The organism is Yoonia sp. 67-2 (assembly GCF_035117555.1).
Classification (GTDB): domain Bacteria; phylum Pseudomonadota; class Alphaproteobacteria; order Rhodobacterales; family Rhodobacteraceae; genus Yoonia.
Genome location: NZ_JAYKPK010000008.1, coordinates 116,041 through 132,254, shown reverse-complemented (window position 1 = coordinate 132,254; position 16,214 = coordinate 116,041). Strand labels below are relative to the sequence as shown.

Sequence of the window (16,214 nt, the reverse complement as noted above, 5' to 3'; positions counted from 1 at the left end):
TTTTAGGCTCGACCTCGCCCCCACCCATCCGATTGCATTTCGCGCAAGCGGCTGGCCGTGCGTTCAAATTCAAACGTGCCTTCGCCTTCCAGATACAACATTTCCGGGCTGGCGGCGGCAGAGCAGATCAGCCGCACCTTCGCCTCGTAAAGCGAATCAATCAGCGTGACAAAGCGTTTCGCCTCGTTGAAATTGCTGCGCGACAGGGCGGGGATATCCTCTAGGATCAGCACACGGACGGCATCGGCCAATGCGAGATAATCCGCAGCCCCCAGCGGCCTGCCGCAAAGGTCATAGAACCGCGCCCGCGCCACGCCGTTGTGAAAATGCGGCAGCACGACCTCGCGCCCTTTGACATGCAGCACCAAGGCTTCGGACTGACCCTGACTGAAGCTGTCCCATATCGCCGTGATCGCCGCACGCGAATCTGCATTGATCGGCGTGAAATAGCTGGGGCTGCCGGACAGCCGGTCTTGCCGGTAATCCACCGCACTCGCCAGTTCATGCACGACCATGCGGTCTTTCACCAACGCGATAAACGGCAGAAAATGCTGCCGATTTAGGCCGTTGAGATACAGGTCATCCGGCGGCCGGTTTGATGTCGTCACCACAACAACACCGGCGGCGATCAGGGCCGTGAACAAGCGCCCCACGATCATCGCATCGGTGATGTCGCTGATCTGCATTTCATCAAAAGCCAAAAACCGCACGCGGCCTGCCAGTTTCGCTGCCACCGGGGCGATAGCATCATCGACACCATCCTTGCGCGCGAGCGCGATTTCAGCATGAACCCATTGCATGAAAGCATGGAAATGCCAGCGTTCCTTGGGCGCATCGACCGCCGCATAAAGCATATCCATCAACATGGATTTGCCACGCCCGACCCCGCCCCACAGATAGAGGCCCATGATCGGCGGCGGCGCCTTGCGGAAAAACCCGGTCTTGACCGGCACGGCCAGCGCCGCCCTGATCCGTTCCAGTTCCGGCAAGGCGGCTTGCTGCACCGGATCGGCGGTCAGTCTGCCCGCCGCGACGGCGGCGGCGTAATCGTCTTGTAATGTCATTTGCCTTGCCAGACATCCAGAATATAGCGGCAGGTCATCAGATCCAGATGCGCGCCGCCGCCGTTCTTGAATAATGTGATTTCATCGGCATCACGGCGTTTGAAATCATCCAGCGCGTAATAATCCGCGATCACATTATCCGCGCTGATCGCGCCGGTGCTGATCGGGATTTTCAGCTCGCCGATATGATGCGTCACCGTCTCGCGGCTATCCACGAAAATGCGCGCCTTCTGCAAGGCAACATCATCGACCTCGCGCATATCCGGGCGATAGGCACCGATCAAGTCAACATGGGTGCCGGGGCGCAGCCAATCGCCCTTGATCAGCGGCTCCGTGGACATTGTGGCAGAGGTCACGATATCCGCCTTCCGCACCGCCTGTTCCAGATCAGCAGCGATGGTCACATCGGGGAAAGCCACCTTGAACTGTTCTGCCCCGGCAGCCGAGCGGTTCCACACCGTGAACCGCGCATCCGGGAAAGCAGACGCATAGGCTTCCCGCAAAGATTGACCCACAATGCCTGCACCCACGATCAAGATATTGCGGCTGTCAGGCCGCGCCAGACGGCGCGCGGCAAGCAGGCTGTCGCCAGCGGTTTTCCATTTCGTGACCAGATGAAAATCGACGATCGCCTCCAACATCCCGTCAAGCGGCGAAAACAGATTGACCGCGCCATTCACGGCAGGCTTACCGCTCGCCTTGTTCCCCGGAAAGATGGTGGCACATTTCACCGCCAACCCCAGCCCCGCGATCCATGCGGAGCGGTTCAGCAACGTATTGTCGCCCTGATACAGAAACACATCCGCCACCTCTGCCTTTGGCCCGGCATGCCCGGCGGCCAAAGCATCACTCAGTGCCAACCAGTCCAGCATGGCATCGGCCTGATCAAAGGGGATGACTTGCGTCATTGCGCCTCAACCCCGGTCAGCAGACCTGCGGCGACCAGCCTGTCGGCCCAACCCTGCGGTCCTTCGAACAAATGGGTCTGCCAGCCACGTGATGCGGCCTGATTGATATTGTCGATCCGGTCATCCGTGAACAACAGGGCAGAAGGCTCCACCCCGCAATCCTCCTCCACCATCTGATAAATCTGCGCATCCGGTTTGATCACACCCATATGGCCAGAGATATAGCGCCGATCAAATTCCCCCAGAAACGGATAGACTGGTTCCGCAATCTCAAAGGTCTGAATGCCGAAATTGGTCAGCGCGAAGACCGGCACGCCTTTGGCGCGCAAGGCGCGCAGCAGCCGCACGGAATGGTCGATAGCGGGGGCCGCCATGTCGATCCAGCGGTCGTGCCACATCTGGACCTCACCCCGCCAATCGGGGTTGGCGTCAGCGGCAGCATAGATCGTGTCGCGGAAATTGGCTCCACGATCCACCGCGTCATTGATCCCATGCAGGTCGATTGCGGCAAACATCGCGGTCCGCCGTTCCGGCCCGATCACGCTGTCGAAAAACCGTTCCGGTTGCCATTCGATCAGCACATTGCCGATATCGAACACCACCGCTTTGACCTCTGACATGATCTTTCCTTTCTAAACCCGCGCCGCCGCGCGCACCATACGTTCCAAAGCATCCAGAAACCGCGCGCGGTCCGCCTTGCTGAACGGTTTGCCGCCACCTTGCCGGAACGGATCAGCAGCGCGCATATCGGCCATCAGATCGCGGGTCGCCAGCACATTGCCGATATTGGCCTGCGTCAGCGCCTCGCCATTATGTTTCAGCACCAAAGCGCCGTTTTCAATGCAACGCGCGGCCAAAGGGATATCGCCGGTAATCACCACATCACCCTTGGTCGCGCGATCCGCGATCCAGATATCGGCGATATCGGGGCCATCCGGCACAACCACAGTTTCGACCAAAGGATTGGGCGAAGGCCGGATACCGCCGTTCGAGACCACAAACATTTTCAGCCCATGCCGGGTGCCGACACGTTCCACCTCTGCCTTGACCGGACAGGCGTCGGCATCGACGTATATCATCTGTAAAGCGCCTGCGCATGGAAATCGACATGATCTTCCATGAAGGTCGCGATGAAGAAATAGGAATGGTCATAGCCCTTTTGCAGGCGCAACACCCCGTCCTGCCGGCGCGCGGCCATCGCAGCGGCCAGATGTTCGGTGCCCAAGAGATCGCTAAACTGATCCGCCGTGCCGGTGTCGATCAGGACCGGGCCGTCGAAACCCTTGTCCTTCATCAACAATGTCGCGTCATGGGCGGCCCATGTCGCCTCATCCGCGCCCAGATAGGCAGTGAATTGCTTGCGTCCCCAATCGCTCTGCGTCGGATGGCAGATCGGGGCAAAGGCCGACACGGACCGGAACCGTCCCGGCAAGCCCATCGCGAGGGTCAGCGCACCATGCCCGCCCATCGAATGGCCGGTGATCGCTTGCCGGTCCATGTCCAGCGCGAAATTTGCCGCCAGAAGATCGGGCAATTCGCGGCTGACATAATCCCACATCTGGAAATGCTTGGCCCAGGGGTCTTGCGTCGCATTGACATAGAAACCAGCACCCTGCCCCAGATCAAAGGCGTCGTCATCGGCCACACCTTCCCCGCGGGGCGATGTGTCGGGGAACACGACCGCGATGCCTTGTTCCGCGGCCCAGCCTTGCAGGCCCGCCTTGATCATCGCGTTTTCATGGGTGCAGGTCAGGCCCGACAGGAACCACAGGACCGGCACCGGGCCATCAATGGCTTCCTCCGGCAGGAACAGGCCAAAGGTCATCTCGACCCCGCAAGCCTCTGACGCGTGGCTATAGACGCCCTGTGTGCCACCAAAGCAGCGGTTTTCCGAAAGTGTTTTCATCTTTTCTATCCCATAAACCCGGTCACCCAGCCGATGACCAATGATAATGTCACCACGCTGCCCGCCGTCGACAGCAGGATCGAGGCAGAGACGCGCGCCGGTGCGACCCCGTAATGCTGCGCCAGAATGAACACATTCCCCGCCACCGGCAGCGCCGCAGCAGCGATCATCACACCGGCAGCATAAGGATCGACTGTAAACACCATAAGTGCCGCGATGGCCACCGCCGCCGGATGCAGGATCAGCTTGCAGAATGTCAGCCAGCCTGCGACCGCAATGCGTTCGGCGGATTTATTCGCGAGCGATGCGCCAATGGCAAACAGCGCGCCGGGTGTCGCCGCAGCCCCCAGCAAGACCATGAAATCATTGATCGGCACTGGCACCGTGAGACCAAAACCCGAGACCAGCAGCCCCAAAGTGATCGACACGATCATCGGGTTCTTGATCAAGCCTTTCAGCACCGTCAGCAGGATCAGGGGCGACATCCGTCCATCGCGCGACCCGGTGATCAGGATCACGATCAAACTGCCGAAAACGATCAGATCGACCGCCAGCACCAGCATGATCGGGCCAATCGCAGGTTCACCCAGCAACAGCACCAGCATCGGGATACCCAGAAAACCGACATTGCCGATCACCGCGCATTGCGCCTCGACTGCGGCTTCGGTCATCGGGCGGTTGCGGCGCAGGGCAACAAGCGTGGCGAGGATGTAGATCACAGCCGTCCCGGCCAGATAGGCAAAGACAAATTGCCAGTCCAATATCGCGTCAAGCGACAGATTGGCCGAAAACCGGAACAGCATCGCCGACAGGGCAAAGTAGAAGACGAATTTGGTCAGATAGGCGGTTGCCTCTGCCGAAAAGAACTTTGTCCGGCCAGACCCATAGCCCAGCGCGATCAGCATGAAAAACGGCAGGGTCTTGAGAAAGATATCCCACATGCCGCTAGTCGAAGATCCGGCTGGCCCGGCCCAGCAGCATAAAGGCGCGCGCGGTGCGGGTTTCCGCCAGCGCCATCAAGTCCGCATCTTTCGCTTGTTCCTCGAACCCCGCAAGGATCAGATCGAAACGGCGCAGGAAATGATGCACTGCATCACGGAACACGGTGTCTTCACGCATCCTTGCCGTCGCGATGGCCAAAGCCGCCTCTTCACGCACGGCACCGACGGCCTGCATCCCATGCCCACGCTCCCCTTTGGCAAAGCGACGCCACAGATCGGCATCGGGCGTATCGGGGCGCAGATCGTCCATATAGATGCCGTCCTGCGACAACAGCGTCAGCACATCCTGGCTCGCCTGCACCAGATGCCGCGCAGTGCGGTCACGCAGGGCAAGGCGCAGGGCGGAAAAACCTGCGGCATCGTCTTCGCTGTCAGGGAAGTTCAACGCACGGATCAGATCAGGGCGCGCAATCGGCGGGCTGTCATCCTCGGGCAAAGACCCCAACGCCAGCGCGGGTTGTTCGACGGGCAAGCTGCGCGCGGTGGGTTTGGCGGCCGGGCGCACGGCAGCGGCAGCGGGCGCTGTCATCTGACGTTGTGCTGGTTGGCTCTGCGGCGCGACACTGGGCTGGCGCAAAGCATCAAGCGACCGTTGCAGGCGGGACATCTCTGCCTCCATCGCCCGCATGGCGCGTGCAGTGGCCAGCACGATCCCGGCCATGCCGACGGGCACGAACATCACCAACAGCATCACGATATGGCGCAGACCGCCCACAATTTCATCCGCAGACCGCAGCCAGAAAAACAGCGCCACGGCGATCACCCACAGGACCGACAGCACGATCGCTACGGTTTCAGTCTGTGTCGGCCCTTGCGGTTGGTCGATGATCGGCCTTTGCGCCATGCGTTCAGCGCTTTCTATTTATAGGTGATCTTCAAAATCTCATAGCTGCGCGCACCGCCCGGTGTCGTCACCTCGATACTGTCGCCTTCATCCTTGCCGATCAAGGCGCGCGACAGCGGCGATTTCATGTTCAGTTTGCCCTTTTCGATGTCGGCCTCGTATTCGCCGACGATCTGATAGGTCTTTTCCTCGTCCGTATCTTCATCGACCAGCACGACCGTTGCGCCGAATTTCACCGAACCGGACAATTTCGACGGATCGATCACTTCGGCCAGCGAAATCACGCCTTCCAATTCCTTCACGCGGCCCTCGATAAAGGACTGCTTTTCCTTGGCGGAATGATATTCCGCATTCTCGGACAGATCGCCATGCTCGCGAGCCTCGGAAATCGCGCGGATGATAGCCGGGCGTTCCACGCTTTTGAGATGCTTGAGCTCTGCATCCAGTTTGTCGAAACCCGCACGGGTCAGGGGGATCTTTTCCATGTCGCAAGCCCTCCGGGCCAAAATTATCAGTCGGACGTTCATAGCCTATCTGGGCAAGGCAAAGTCAAGACCTGCCGCGATCCCATGTCGCGGCCCGCGATTTGACGCCGTGTCTTGATTGCCGCTGAACCTGCTATCAAGTAACTCTTGAAGGAACAGAATAAAAGGGGGACCCTGCCCCCGATGAACAAAGGATGTGATATGGCCCAGATCGAACGCGAAGCGATGGAATATGATGTGGTGATCGTGGGGGCTGGCCCTGCCGGTCTGTCCGCTGCGATCCGACTGAAACAGCTTGATGCGGATCTGAGCGTTGTTGTCCTGGAAAAAGGATCAGAGGTCGGCGCGCATATCCTGTCGGGTGCTGTGCTGGACCCTGTCGGCCTGAACAAGCTGATCCCCGATTGGAAAGACAAAGGCGCGCCGGTGAATGTGCCGGTCACGCAGGATCATTTCTACATGCTGGGTGAAGCGGGCAAAATCCGCATCCCGAATTTCGCCATGCCGCCGCTGATGAACAACCACGGCAATTACATCGTCTCGATGGGCAATCTCTGCCGCTGGATGGCCGAACAGGCTGAGGAACTGGGGGTCGAGATTTTCCCCGGCATGTCCTGTTCCGAAATCGTCTATGGCGCGGGTGGCGAGGTCAAAGGCGTCGTCGCCGGTGAATTCGGCAAGAATCCCGATGGCACCCAAGGCCCCAGCTATGAACCCGGTATGGAATTGCACGGCAAATATGTGTTTCTGGGCGAAGGTGTGCGCGGGTCGCTGTCCAAACAGGTGATCGCGAAATATGCGCTGGACGCGAAATCCGACGTGCAGAAATACGGCCTCGGCATGAAGGAAATCTGGGAGATTGATCCAGAAAAGCACAAGGAAGGCACCGTCACCCATACCATGGGCTGGCCGCTGGACAGCAATGCAGGTGGCGGGTCCTTCATCTATCACCTTGATAACAATCAGGTCTATGTCGGCTTTGTCGTCCACCTGAACTACAAGAATCCGCATGTCTTTCCTTACATGGAATTCCAGCGATTCAAGCATCACCCGATGGTGGCCGAACTGCTGAAAGGCGGCAAACGCGTCGCTTACGGCGCGCGCGCGATCAGCGAAGGTGGCTTCCAGTCAATGCCGCAACTCGCCTTTCCCGGCGGCGCGTTGCTGGGCTGTGCGGCTGGCATGGTCAACGTGCCGCGCATCAAGGGCAACCATAACGCCATGCTGTCGGGCATCGCGGCAGCAGAGGCTGCGGCAGAGGCGATCAAAGCCGGTCGCAGCGGCGATGAACTGGCCGATTACAACGCCGAGGTCCGCAAGGGCGAGATTGGCCGCGATCTGAAAAAGGTCCGCAATGTCAAACCTTTGTGGTCGAAATACGGTTTGCTTGCCTCGCTCGGGATCGGCGGCGCGGATATGTGGATGAACACGCTGGGGATCGGGATTCTCGGGACTCTCAAACATGGCAAATCCGATGCTTTGGCGACCGAACCGGCGGATAAGCACAAGCCGATCACCTATCCCAAACCGGATGGCAAGCTATCCTTCGAACGGCTGACCAATGTCGCCTTCAGCTTTACCAATCACGAAGAAAGCCAGCCCTCGCATCTGCGCCTGATTGACCCCGATATCCCGGTGCAGGTCAACCTGCCGACATATGCGGGGCCGTCGGCGCGCTATTGCCCGGCGGCTGTCTATGAATTCGTCGGCACCGGCGATGACACGAAGTTCCAGATCAATTTCCAGAACTGCGTGCATTGCAAGACCTGCGATATCAAGGACCCCAGCCAGAACATCGTCTGGACCGTCCCGCAGGGCGGCGACGGGCCAAATTACCCCAATATGTAAGGGCGCAACAATGCGCCCAACCGGCTGACGCCCGCGTCAATCGTCGCTTCATCCGCCAGTGAAAAACTCAAACGGATCGTGTTGCCGCCCGATCCGTCCGCATGAAACGCGCGGCCCGGCACAAAGGCGACGCGCGCGCTTTGCAGCGATTTCGCCAACAGTTCCGCGCCGTCGATATGGGCAGGCAGGGTGATCCAGACGAACATGCCGCCTTCGGGTTTTGTCCATGTCACGCCTTCCGGCATATGCTCCGCCAGCCGCGCCAGCATATGATCGCGCCGCGCGCGGTAGGTCTGGCGCAGGTTCGCCACATGGCTGTCAAACACCGTCTCCGCCACCCGCGCGATAGCCATCTGGTTGATCGTTGAGGAATGCAGATCCGCCGCCTGTTTCATCAACACCAATTGGCTGATCACAGGTTTCGCCGCCACGACCCAGCCCACCCGCAGACCCGGTGCCAGCGTCTTGGAAAAACTACCGCAATAGATCGTCCGACAGGCATCAATATCGCCCTTGGCCGCAATTTCCAGCGCCAGGATCGGCGGGATCGCGTCGCCGTCATAGCGCAAAGCCTGATAGGCAGCATCTTCGATCACCGCGATATCCAGCGCCTCGGCCAGAGCCAGCACATTGTCACGGCCCGCGCGGTCAATGGTTTCGCCGGTCGGATTGGCGAAATCGACCGACATATAGGCGAATTTCACCGCCCCGCCTTTGGCCGCCGCAGTGTCAGCATAATCAGCGGGCGCGCGATTGCCATGGGTCTGCAGGCGATCATAATTCGGTTCATAGGCGTTGAATGCGCCCAAAGCCCCCAGATAAGTGGGCCAGCCGACAAGGGCTGTATCATCCGGCGACAGGAACAATTTCCCCAGATAATCAAGGCCTTGCTGAGACCCGGAGGTGATCAGGATATTGTCGATCCCACAAGGCACGCCCAAGCCCGTCATATGATCCGCCAACCAGCGGCGCAGCGGCGCGTAACCTTCGCTGACCGAATATTGCAGCGCATCCTTGTGATCGTCCGATGCAAAGATATCCGCATAAGCCCGCTGAAAAGCAGCGGTCGGGAACAGTTTGGGGTCGGGGATACCGCCCGCAAAGGAAATGATATCCGGCTGATCCAGCAATTTCAGCAATTCGCGGATTTCGGATGCTTTCATCCGCGCGATCCGCGTCGCGAACACTTGGTCCCATTGCATGCTGCAATCCTCCCCCATCTGGTCTGAGGGGGAAGATTGCGGGGATTTCAGCCTAAGTCAACAATGCTGACATAAATCAATTGCCGCTCATCCGTGTCGGCCCCAAGGCGTTCAGACCTTTGAGGATATCGATCGCATAGGCCAGTTGATAATCATCCTCGCGCAATTGCGCGGCTGCTTCGGCACGGGCGCGTTCTTCTTCGATCTGACGGGTTTCGTCGTCGGACAACCCGCTGTTCAGCGCGCCGCGCAGATCAGCCTCTGACCGCATCAGAGGCGAGGTTTCATCCTCTTCCTCCGTCACCTCTGCGGGCCGCGGCTGTTCGACAATGATATCAGGCGAAATGCCCAAGGCCTGAATCGACCGCCCCGATGGCGTGTAATAGCGTGATGTGGTCAGGCGCATCGCCCCATCGCCACGCAACGGCACAACGGTCTGGACCGAGCCTTTGCCAAAGGAATTCGTGCCGATCACAATCGCCCGGCGGTGATCCTGCAAAGCGCCTGCGACAATCTCGGATGCAGAGGCAGAACCGCCATTGATCAGCACGACAATCGGCTTGCCTTCGGCCAGATCACCGGGTGTCGCATTGAATCTTTCGCCATCGGCCGGGTCACGGCCACGGGTCGATGTAATCTCGCCTGCATCCAGAAAGGCGTCAGAGACCATGATCGCCTGATTGAGCAGACCACCGGGGTTGTTGCGCATATCCAGCACGATCCCGTCGATATTGTCGATCCCGCCCGCCGCTTCGATCTGTTCCGCCATGCCGTCGCGCAGATTGGGGAAGGTCTGTTCGTTGAAGGTCGACACCCGCAGCACCACGGCATCACCCTCGGTCCGGGTGCGCACGGCGGTCAGGCGGATCGTGTCACGGATGATCGAAACGTCGAAAGGTTCCACTTCACCCTCTCGGACCACGGTGATCATGATTTCCGATCCGACCGGGCCGCGCATCAGGTTGACCGCATCGTCCAGCGTCAGACCCATGACGCTTTCGCCATCAACAGCGGTGATATAATCACCCGACATGATCCCCGCCGCATCAGCGGGCGTGCCATCCATCGGCGAGACGACCTTGACCCAGCCTTCTTCCTGCGTGACCTCAATCCCCAGCCCACCAAATTCACCCGAGGTCTGCACCCGCATCGCGGCAGCATCCTCGGCCGACAGATAGCTGGAATGCGGATCAAGCGAGGTGAGCATGCCGTTGATCGCTGCCTCGATCAATTCGCGATCATCGACCTCTTCCACATAGCCCGCGCGGATGCGTTCAAAGATATCGCCAAACAGGTCAAGCTGTTCATAGACGCTGCTGTCAGGCGCCTGATCCTGCGCCAGAAGAGGACCCGCCACCTGGCTCGTCACCATCAAACCCAGCACAGCACCGCCTGTCACGGCCATCATCAGCTTTTTCATCGCTTTTCCCATTCTATTCCAGCGCGAACCATGCGTCCGGGTTGATCGGACCTTGCCCGCCTCTGACTTCAAGATAAAGGGGTTGCGCGTCTTGACCCGCGCCAATCCCGGTATTGGCAATCAAATTAGCGTCATCCATCCCGACTTCGCCCCCCATGAGACCAAGTGGCGCACCCACCGCGATGATCTCGCCCACGGTGCCAAAGGTTTCGGCCATCCCGGCGATGACAAACAACACCTCTTCGGCGGGTTCCAGAATGACGACATTGCCGTAATCCAATAGCGGCCCCTCATACAGGATCGTCGCCCGCACCGGCGAAGTCACCAGCGCACGGGGCGCTGCGGCAATCGTGATGCCGGGCCGGTCCGAGGTGCCGGTCGAAATAAATCCCGCGACCGGCAAAGGCAGGTTTGCCGCCGCTTCCAGCGTTGTATCCTCTGGCGCGCCGGTCCCGGCAAGCTCATTGGCAAGGGCGGCCAAGGTTTCGGCGGCAGCCACACGCGCCGCCGTCTGCGCGGGGTCTTCGGCAAAGCGGCGCGGCACATCCTGCCGTTCCGAAATCGCCCGGCCCAAGGCGGCGCGCGCAGTCTGAGCAAAATCCAGACCATCGCGCAACAGATCCGTGGCCGCAATCCGCTGGTCGCGGCTGGTGCGGACCGCCGCCAACTCGCCCTGCAACGCTGTCGCCTCCTGCGTCAAAGCGGGCGTCAGATCGGCAATCATCATACCCGCACGCAAGGCCCCCACCGGCCCTTCGGGATTGGCAAGCAACACAGGCTGCGGGCTATGCCCGATGCTGGACAAGACCATCAGCAGATCGGCAATCTCGGCCTGACGTTCGGACAAGGCTGCGGTCAGTTCCGCCTCGCGCGCAGTAATCTCGCGCAGGCTTTGCCGCATCGCGACCAGCCCGGTCTCATAGGCTTTCACCGTCTCGGTCAAGGCGCTGACCTGATCCGCGGCACCCTCCGCCGCGGCCAGCTGCGCATTGGCAGCCAGAATCTGGGCTGCCGCTTCGTCCGGGCCTTGCTGGGCGCTGGCCGGCAGGGCGAGGAAAAGCAGGACGAAAAACAGCCTCATCGTATAATCAACGTGCGGCCTGTCATTTCGGGCGGCAGATCGAGGCCCATCAGATCCAGCACCGTCGGTGCCAGATCCGCCAGCCGCCCGTCGCGCAGGCTGACACCGTCCGGTCCACCGACCAGCGCGACAGGCACCGGGTTCAGCGTATGGGCCGTATGCGGGCCACCGGTGACAGGGTCGATCATCATCTCGCAATTGCCGTGATCCGCCGTGACGATCATCACGCCGCCAGCTGCGTTCAGGGCCGTCAGCACAGCGCCCAGCCCCTGATCGACGGCCTCGCAGGCCTTGATGCCCGCAGCGATGTCACCTGTATGCCCGACCATATCAGGATTGGCGTAATTGGTGACGATCAGATCGTAGCCTGCGCCAATCGCCTTCACAAAAGCCTCGGTCACCTCTGCCGCCGACATTTCCGGTTGCAGATCATAGGTCGCCACTTTCGGCGATTGCGGCATAAAGCGGTCCTCGCCCGGATAGGCGACCTCGATGCCGCCATTCAGAAAGAAAGTCACATGCGGATATTTCTCGGTCTCGGCCAGCCGAAACTGGCGCAAACCATGTCTCGCGACCCAAGCCCCCAAGGTATTCTGGATATCGCGCTTGGGAAAAACAATCTCGAACCATGAATCATGGCGATCCGAATAGGACACCATGCCCAGCAAGGCCGCCAGATCAGGCTTGTCACGCGCAAAGCCATCAAAATCAGGGTCAGCCATTGCCGCCAAAATCTCGCGCGCCCGGTCAGACCGGAAGTTCAGACAGAACAACCCATCCCCCGCCGCGAACCCGGCATAATCGCCGATCACATGGGCGGGAATGAATTCATCGGTCTGGCCCAAGGCCTGCGCCGCTGCCACGGCCGCTAAAGGATCAGCCGCCGCCACCCCCTGCCCCAGCGCCATCGCGCGATAGGCGGTTTCGACCCGGTCCCAGCGATTGTCGCGATCCATCGCGTAATAGCGCCCGGTCACAGTCACAACCTTCGCCTGTGCGGGAAGCTTGTCCAGCAAATCCGCCATGAAATGCGCGGCAGAGGATGGTGCCACATCGCGCCCATCGGTGATCGCATGGACCACCACCGGCACATTCGCATCCGTGATCGCACGCGCCGCCGCAACAATATGCGCCAGATGCCCATGCACCCCACCATCGGACACAACACCCATCAGATGGGCCGTGCCGCAAGAGGCGCGCAACGTCTCGATAAAGCCAGTCAAGGCGGGGTTCGCGAAAAACGATCCATCCTCAATCGCCAGATCGATCTGCCCCAGATCCATCGCCACCACCCGGCCTGCGCCGATATTGGTATGGCCGACCTCGGAATTGCCCATCTGGCCTGTTGGCAGACCGGCATCATTGCCATGCGTCAACAGCTTGGCATGCGGCCCCTGCATGATCGCGTCAAAATGCGGCGTCGCGGCCAGCAGCGGCGCATTACCCGCCGGATCATCGCGCAGACCCCAGCCATCAAGAATACATAAAACAACGGGCTTGGGTGCGGACATGGGACCTCCTGTGGCTCTGGCCGCTTTCTAACGGGAAACCGGGCCAAGGCCAAGCAACCCCCAGCTTCTTATTTCCAAAAATACTCGCGCGCGCAGCGCATCACAGTCTGTGATACGGCCCACCGGCGAGGATCGACGCTGCACGATAAAGCTGCTCCGCCAGCATCACCCGCACCAACATATGCGGCCAGACCATCGCCCCGAAACTCAAGCTGGCATCGGCATCTTTGCGCAGATCAGGGTCAATCCCATCCGCGCCGCCGATCACGAAAGCAACATCCTGCCGCCCCTGATCGCGCCATCCGCCGATCAATTCAGCGAATTGCGGCGACGACATCACCCGCCCGCGTTCATCCAAAGTGCAGATCAATGCACCATCCGGCACCGCGCGGCGCAGCAAAGCAGCTTCCGACGCCATACCGCCGCCCTTTTTATCCTCAACCTCGATCATCTGCGCGGGACCAAGGGCCAGCGCCCGGCCCGTGCGGTCAAACCGGGTCAGATAATCATCGTATAAGTCACGCTCTGGCCCCTGCCTGAGCCGGCCCACAGCGCAGATCTGGACACGCATCAGCCGGCAGAGACTTTTCCGGGCTGCCACATTTTTTCAAGCTGATAGAATTCGCGCACTTCGGGGCGGAAGATATGGACGATGACATCGCCGGTATCGACAAGAACCCAATCGCCGGTTTCCTTACCTTCGGTCTTGGAGATCAGGCCGAATTCCTGTTTCAGGCGATCCTGCAGCTTTTCCGCCATGGCAGAGACCTGACGGGTCGACCGGCCAGAGACGATGACCATGTAATCGCCCATCTCGGACTTACCGCGCAGATTGATCTGCACGATGTCTTCGCCTTTGTCATCATCAAGGGATTGCAGAACGGACGCCAGAATGGATTCGCTATTGGCGATTTTCAGAGCCTGCATGGCATGGGCTCCGGTGTTGGCTGGGGTTGCAGCCGATATGGAAAGAGACAGTGCATTGTCCTCCTGAAAGGGCACCGACAAAGCCTCGGTGCGGGGCGTAATGCTAAAATAGCAACCGCGCGGTCATTTTTCAACAAAATGACGCGCGAAAGCGCTCCAGTGGCGGATAGACGCGCGGATTGCAATGGTAATTATGCGGTCGGATCGATAAAGGCCTTGCCGTCCGGCTGTGCCAGAACCTCTGGCAGCTTGGTCATGACGTCGGACAAAGGCACGATCCCCGCCACATCGGTGATCCAGTCCCCCGTGACAAACCGTTCCTGAATCGTCGCAAAAGCCTGCGGAATACGTGCAGGATCGGCGTCTTTCATCCAGCGGGTCAACCAGAAGCCTTCAATCTGTTTGCCCTGAAAGATCAACTGCCCCATCTGCGCCAGTTTCGGCGCCTCGGTGGACAGCTTGCCGTAATTGATCCAACGCGCGCCATTCGGCATCGCAAAGAACAGATCAGCGGTGAACTGATCCGCCACAGCATCCAGCAGAATACGCGGCGTGTGATTTTTGAACGCAGCGCGGGCCTGCTCCAGCGGATCGGCTTCACCCGTCACAATCACCTCTGCCGCACCCAGTTCGCGCAGCGCCTCGGCCTGTTCGGCACGGCGCACCACAGCAATCGGCGCGATCTTGTGATCGCGGCCCATCGCGATCAGCAGCTTGCCCAATTGCGACCCGGCGGCGTTCAGCACGAAACTATCCGCCCCGCTTTGCTGGACGATATCGAACATCGCAATCGCGGTCAGCGGGTTGACCAACTGGCCCGCCGCATCGACCGGCGACAATTCCTCACGGCAGGGAACCAGCCCGCTGATATCGGTCATCGCATATTCGGCCCATGTGCCGGATGCGCTGGCAAAGAAACTGACGCGCTGGCCCAGCAGCGGTGTATCACCGGCGACAACCTCGCCCACAGCCTCGAAACCCGCTGGGGTGCCGTTCACACGCGGCTGGCCATATTCACCCTTGATGAAATGAATGTCAGACGGGTTCACGGCGGCCAATTGCACCTTGATCACCGCCTGCCCTTTGCCGGGGGTGGGCACAGGAATATCGCGCAAGGCGACAAAGGGTGTCAGATCATCGATATTGGGTCCGGTCTGGGTGCCGGCATAGCCGTCGTGCAATTGGACAAGAGCACGCATGTGGGTCGGTAAAGTCATAGATCAAAGCTCGCAAATACAGGGGCGTGGTCGCTGGGTTTGTCCCAGCCACGCACATGACGCAACACACGCGACCCGTGCGCTGCACTGCTTATGTCGGGTGTCGCCCAGATATGATCAAGCCTGCGGCCCTTATCCGCCGCATCCCAATCTGGTGATCGGTAGGACCACCAGCTATACAGATTGCCTTCGGGAATGTCCTGCCGGGTCACATCCACCCAAGCCCCCGCATCCATCACCTGCCCGAAATGATCAACCTCGATCGGCGTATGGCTGACGACTTTCAGCAGCGCCTTGTGGTTCCACACATCATCTTCACGCGGCGCGATATTCAGATCGCCGACCAGGATCGACCGTTCGGGCCGCATCGCGTGATAGGCATCGCGCATATCGGTCAGATAATCGAGCTTATTGCCGAATTTCGCGTTGATCTCACGATCCGCGATATCGCCGCCCGCTGGCACATAATGGTTATGGATCGTCACGCCATTTTCCAGTGTCGCCGCGACATGGCGGGCATGGCCAAGACCTGCGTAATCCTCGGCCCCGGCCTCGGTCAGCGGAAGTTTTGAGATGATCGCGACGCCATTATAGCCCTTTTGCCCGCGCGCAACCATGTGGGTGTACCCCATCGCCTGAAACTGCGCGACGGGGATCAGATCGACCGGGCTTTTGCATTCCTGCAGGCACAGGATATCGGGCTGCTCTTCGCGCAGCATTTGCAGCACCAGCTCTTCACGCAGGCGGACAGAATTGATGTTCCAGGTGGCAAGGGTAAAGGACATATCAGGCTTTCTTTT

17 protein-coding genes are annotated in these 16,214 nt (G+C 59.9%); 1 reads left to right on the top strand and 16 read right to left on the bottom strand.

Going from position 1 to position 16,214, the window contains the following annotated elements:
• Nucleotides 1-2: 2 nt before the first annotated feature.
• From zapE to greA, 8 genes are read right to left on the bottom strand one after another with little or no spacing between them, the layout of a single operon-like run.
• Nucleotides 3-1,064, bottom strand: a complete 1,062-nt coding sequence (zapE, locus tag VOY09_RS13825; protein ID WP_322894448.1) for a cell division protein ZapE — start codon at nucleotides 1,062-1,064, stop codon at nucleotides 3-5.
• The gene (locus VOY09_RS13820) at nucleotides 1,061-1,972 is read right to left on the bottom strand and encodes an ornithine cyclodeaminase (RefSeq protein WP_322894449.1); all 912 of its coding nucleotides are present in this window, start codon (nucleotides 1,970-1,972) and stop codon (nucleotides 1,061-1,063) included. The genes zapE and VOY09_RS13820 overlap by 4 nt, the downstream gene beginning before the upstream one ends.
• Nucleotides 1,969-2,592, bottom strand: a complete 624-nt coding sequence (locus VOY09_RS13815; RefSeq protein ID WP_322894450.1) for an HAD family phosphatase — start codon at nucleotides 2,590-2,592, stop codon at nucleotides 1,969-1,971. The genes VOY09_RS13820 and VOY09_RS13815 overlap by 4 nt, the downstream gene beginning before the upstream one ends.
• Before the next feature lie 12 nt (nucleotides 2,593-2,604).
• Entirely contained in the window at nucleotides 2,605-3,051 is a 447-nt protein-coding gene (locus tag VOY09_RS13810; protein ID WP_322894451.1) for a YaiI/YqxD family protein, read from the bottom strand.
• Nucleotides 3,048-3,878, bottom strand: a complete 831-nt coding sequence (gene fghA, locus VOY09_RS13805) for an S-formylglutathione hydrolase (RefSeq protein ID WP_322894452.1) — start codon at nucleotides 3,876-3,878, stop codon at nucleotides 3,048-3,050. Before fghA ends, VOY09_RS13810 begins: the two co-directional genes overlap by 4 nt.
• A 5-nt stretch (nucleotides 3,879-3,883) precedes the next feature.
• On the bottom strand, nucleotides 3,884-4,819 hold the full coding sequence (locus tag VOY09_RS13800; protein WP_322894453.1) for an AEC family transporter: 936 nt from the start codon (nucleotides 4,817-4,819) through the stop codon (nucleotides 3,884-3,886).
• 4 nt (nucleotides 4,820-4,823) lie between these two features.
• Entirely contained in the window at nucleotides 4,824-5,723 is a 900-nt protein-coding gene (locus VOY09_RS13795; RefSeq protein ID WP_322894454.1) for a hypothetical protein, read from the bottom strand.
• A 14-nt stretch (nucleotides 5,724-5,737) separates the two neighbouring features.
• On the bottom strand, nucleotides 5,738-6,208 hold the full coding sequence (greA, locus tag VOY09_RS13790) for a transcription elongation factor GreA (protein WP_322894455.1): 471 nt from the start codon (nucleotides 6,206-6,208) through the stop codon (nucleotides 5,738-5,740).
• Between the two features lie 201 nt (nucleotides 6,209-6,409).
• On the opposite strand from greA, the gene VOY09_RS13785 reads away from it, so the two are divergent.
• Nucleotides 6,410-8,056 (top strand): electron transfer flavoprotein-ubiquinone oxidoreductase, encoded by a 1,647-nt coding sequence (locus VOY09_RS13785; protein ID WP_322894456.1) that lies wholly within the window; start codon nucleotides 6,410-6,412, stop codon nucleotides 8,054-8,056.
• Here the strand turns inward: VOY09_RS13785 and VOY09_RS13780 are convergent.
• From VOY09_RS13780 to VOY09_RS13745, 8 genes are all read right to left on the bottom strand, one after another.
• Nucleotides 8,041-9,258 carry a PLP-dependent aminotransferase family protein gene (locus VOY09_RS13780; protein ID WP_322894457.1) on the bottom strand — a complete coding sequence of 406 codons (1,218 nt, stop codon included), beginning with the start codon at nucleotides 9,256-9,258 and terminating at the stop codon, nucleotides 8,041-8,043. The two genes, VOY09_RS13785 and VOY09_RS13780, sit on opposite strands and share 16 nt — an antisense overlap.
• Before the next feature lie 76 nt (nucleotides 9,259-9,334).
• The gene (locus tag VOY09_RS13775) at nucleotides 9,335-10,678 is read right to left on the bottom strand and encodes a S41 family peptidase (RefSeq protein ID WP_322894458.1); all 1,344 of its coding nucleotides are present in this window, start codon (nucleotides 10,676-10,678) and stop codon (nucleotides 9,335-9,337) included.
• Between the two features lie 13 nt (nucleotides 10,679-10,691).
• Nucleotides 10,692-11,759 (bottom strand): hypothetical protein, encoded by a 1,068-nt coding sequence (locus tag VOY09_RS13770; protein ID WP_322894459.1) that lies wholly within the window; start codon nucleotides 11,757-11,759, stop codon nucleotides 10,692-10,694.
• The gene (gpmI, locus tag VOY09_RS13765; RefSeq protein ID WP_322894460.1) at nucleotides 11,756-13,270 is read right to left on the bottom strand and encodes a 2,3-bisphosphoglycerate-independent phosphoglycerate mutase; all 1,515 of its coding nucleotides are present in this window, start codon (nucleotides 13,268-13,270) and stop codon (nucleotides 11,756-11,758) included. Before gpmI ends, VOY09_RS13770 begins: the two co-directional genes overlap by 4 nt.
• Nucleotides 13,271-13,370: 100 nt before the next feature.
• On the bottom strand, nucleotides 13,371-13,841 hold the full coding sequence (gene rlmH, locus VOY09_RS13760) for a 23S rRNA (pseudouridine(1915)-N(3))-methyltransferase RlmH (RefSeq protein WP_322894461.1): 471 nt from the start codon (nucleotides 13,839-13,841) through the stop codon (nucleotides 13,371-13,373).
• On the bottom strand, nucleotides 13,841-14,299 hold the full coding sequence (rsfS, locus tag VOY09_RS13755; protein WP_322894590.1) for a ribosome silencing factor: 459 nt from the start codon (nucleotides 14,297-14,299) through the stop codon (nucleotides 13,841-13,843). Before rsfS ends, rlmH begins: the two co-directional genes overlap by 1 nt.
• Before the next feature lie 89 nt (nucleotides 14,300-14,388).
• A complete protein-coding gene (locus tag VOY09_RS13750) occupies nucleotides 14,389-15,414 on the bottom strand; it encodes a zinc-binding dehydrogenase (protein ID WP_322894462.1) in 1,026 nt (341 codons plus the stop codon).
• The gene (locus VOY09_RS13745; protein ID WP_322894463.1) at nucleotides 15,411-16,199 is read right to left on the bottom strand and encodes an exodeoxyribonuclease III; all 789 of its coding nucleotides are present in this window, start codon (nucleotides 16,197-16,199) and stop codon (nucleotides 15,411-15,413) included. Before VOY09_RS13745 ends, VOY09_RS13750 begins: the two co-directional genes overlap by 4 nt.
• Nucleotides 16,200-16,214: the final 15 nt, after the last annotated feature.

Bases quoted from the DNA above. Each gene is read 5' to 3' on its own strand.
- zapE (WP_322894448.1), bottom strand. From the start codon at position 1,064: ATGACATTACAAGACGATTACGCCGCCGCCGTCGCGGCGGGCAGACTG.
- VOY09_RS13820 (WP_322894449.1), bottom strand. From the start codon at position 1,972: ATGACGCAAGTCATCCCCTTTGATCAGGCCGATGCCATGCTGGACTGG.
- VOY09_RS13815 (WP_322894450.1), bottom strand. From the start codon at position 2,592: ATGTCAGAGGTCAAAGCGGTGGTGTTCGATATCGGCAATGTGCTGATC.
- VOY09_RS13810 (WP_322894451.1), bottom strand. From the start codon at position 3,051: ATGATATACGTCGATGCCGACGCCTGTCCGGTCAAGGCAGAGGTGGAA.
- fghA (WP_322894452.1), bottom strand. From the start codon at position 3,878: ATGAAAACACTTTCGGAAAACCGCTGCTTTGGTGGCACACAGGGCGTC.
- VOY09_RS13800 (WP_322894453.1), bottom strand. From the start codon at position 4,819: ATGTGGGATATCTTTCTCAAGACCCTGCCGTTTTTCATGCTGATCGCG.
- VOY09_RS13795 (WP_322894454.1), bottom strand. From the start codon at position 5,723: ATGGCGCAAAGGCCGATCATCGACCAACCGCAAGGGCCGACACAGACT.
- greA (WP_322894455.1), bottom strand. From the start codon at position 6,208: ATGGAAAAGATCCCCCTGACCCGTGCGGGTTTCGACAAACTGGATGCA.
- VOY09_RS13785 (WP_322894456.1), top strand. From the start codon at position 6,410: ATGGCCCAGATCGAACGCGAAGCGATGGAATATGATGTGGTGATCGTG.
- VOY09_RS13780 (WP_322894457.1), bottom strand. From the start codon at position 9,258: ATGCAATGGGACCAAGTGTTCGCGACGCGGATCGCGCGGATGAAAGCA.
- VOY09_RS13775 (WP_322894458.1), bottom strand. From the start codon at position 10,678: ATGAAAAAGCTGATGATGGCCGTGACAGGCGGTGCTGTGCTGGGTTTG.
- VOY09_RS13770 (WP_322894459.1), bottom strand. From the start codon at position 11,759: ATGAGGCTGTTTTTCGTCCTGCTTTTCCTCGCCCTGCCGGCCAGCGCC.
- gpmI (WP_322894460.1), bottom strand. From the start codon at position 13,270: ATGTCCGCACCCAAGCCCGTTGTTTTATGTATTCTTGATGGCTGGGGT.
- rlmH (WP_322894461.1), bottom strand. From the start codon at position 13,841: ATGCGTGTCCAGATCTGCGCTGTGGGCCGGCTCAGGCAGGGGCCAGAG.
- VOY09_RS13750 (WP_322894462.1), bottom strand. From the start codon at position 15,414: ATGACTTTACCGACCCACATGCGTGCTCTTGTCCAATTGCACGACGGC.
- VOY09_RS13745 (WP_322894463.1), bottom strand. From the start codon at position 16,199: ATGTCCTTTACCCTTGCCACCTGGAACATCAATTCTGTCCGCCTGCGT.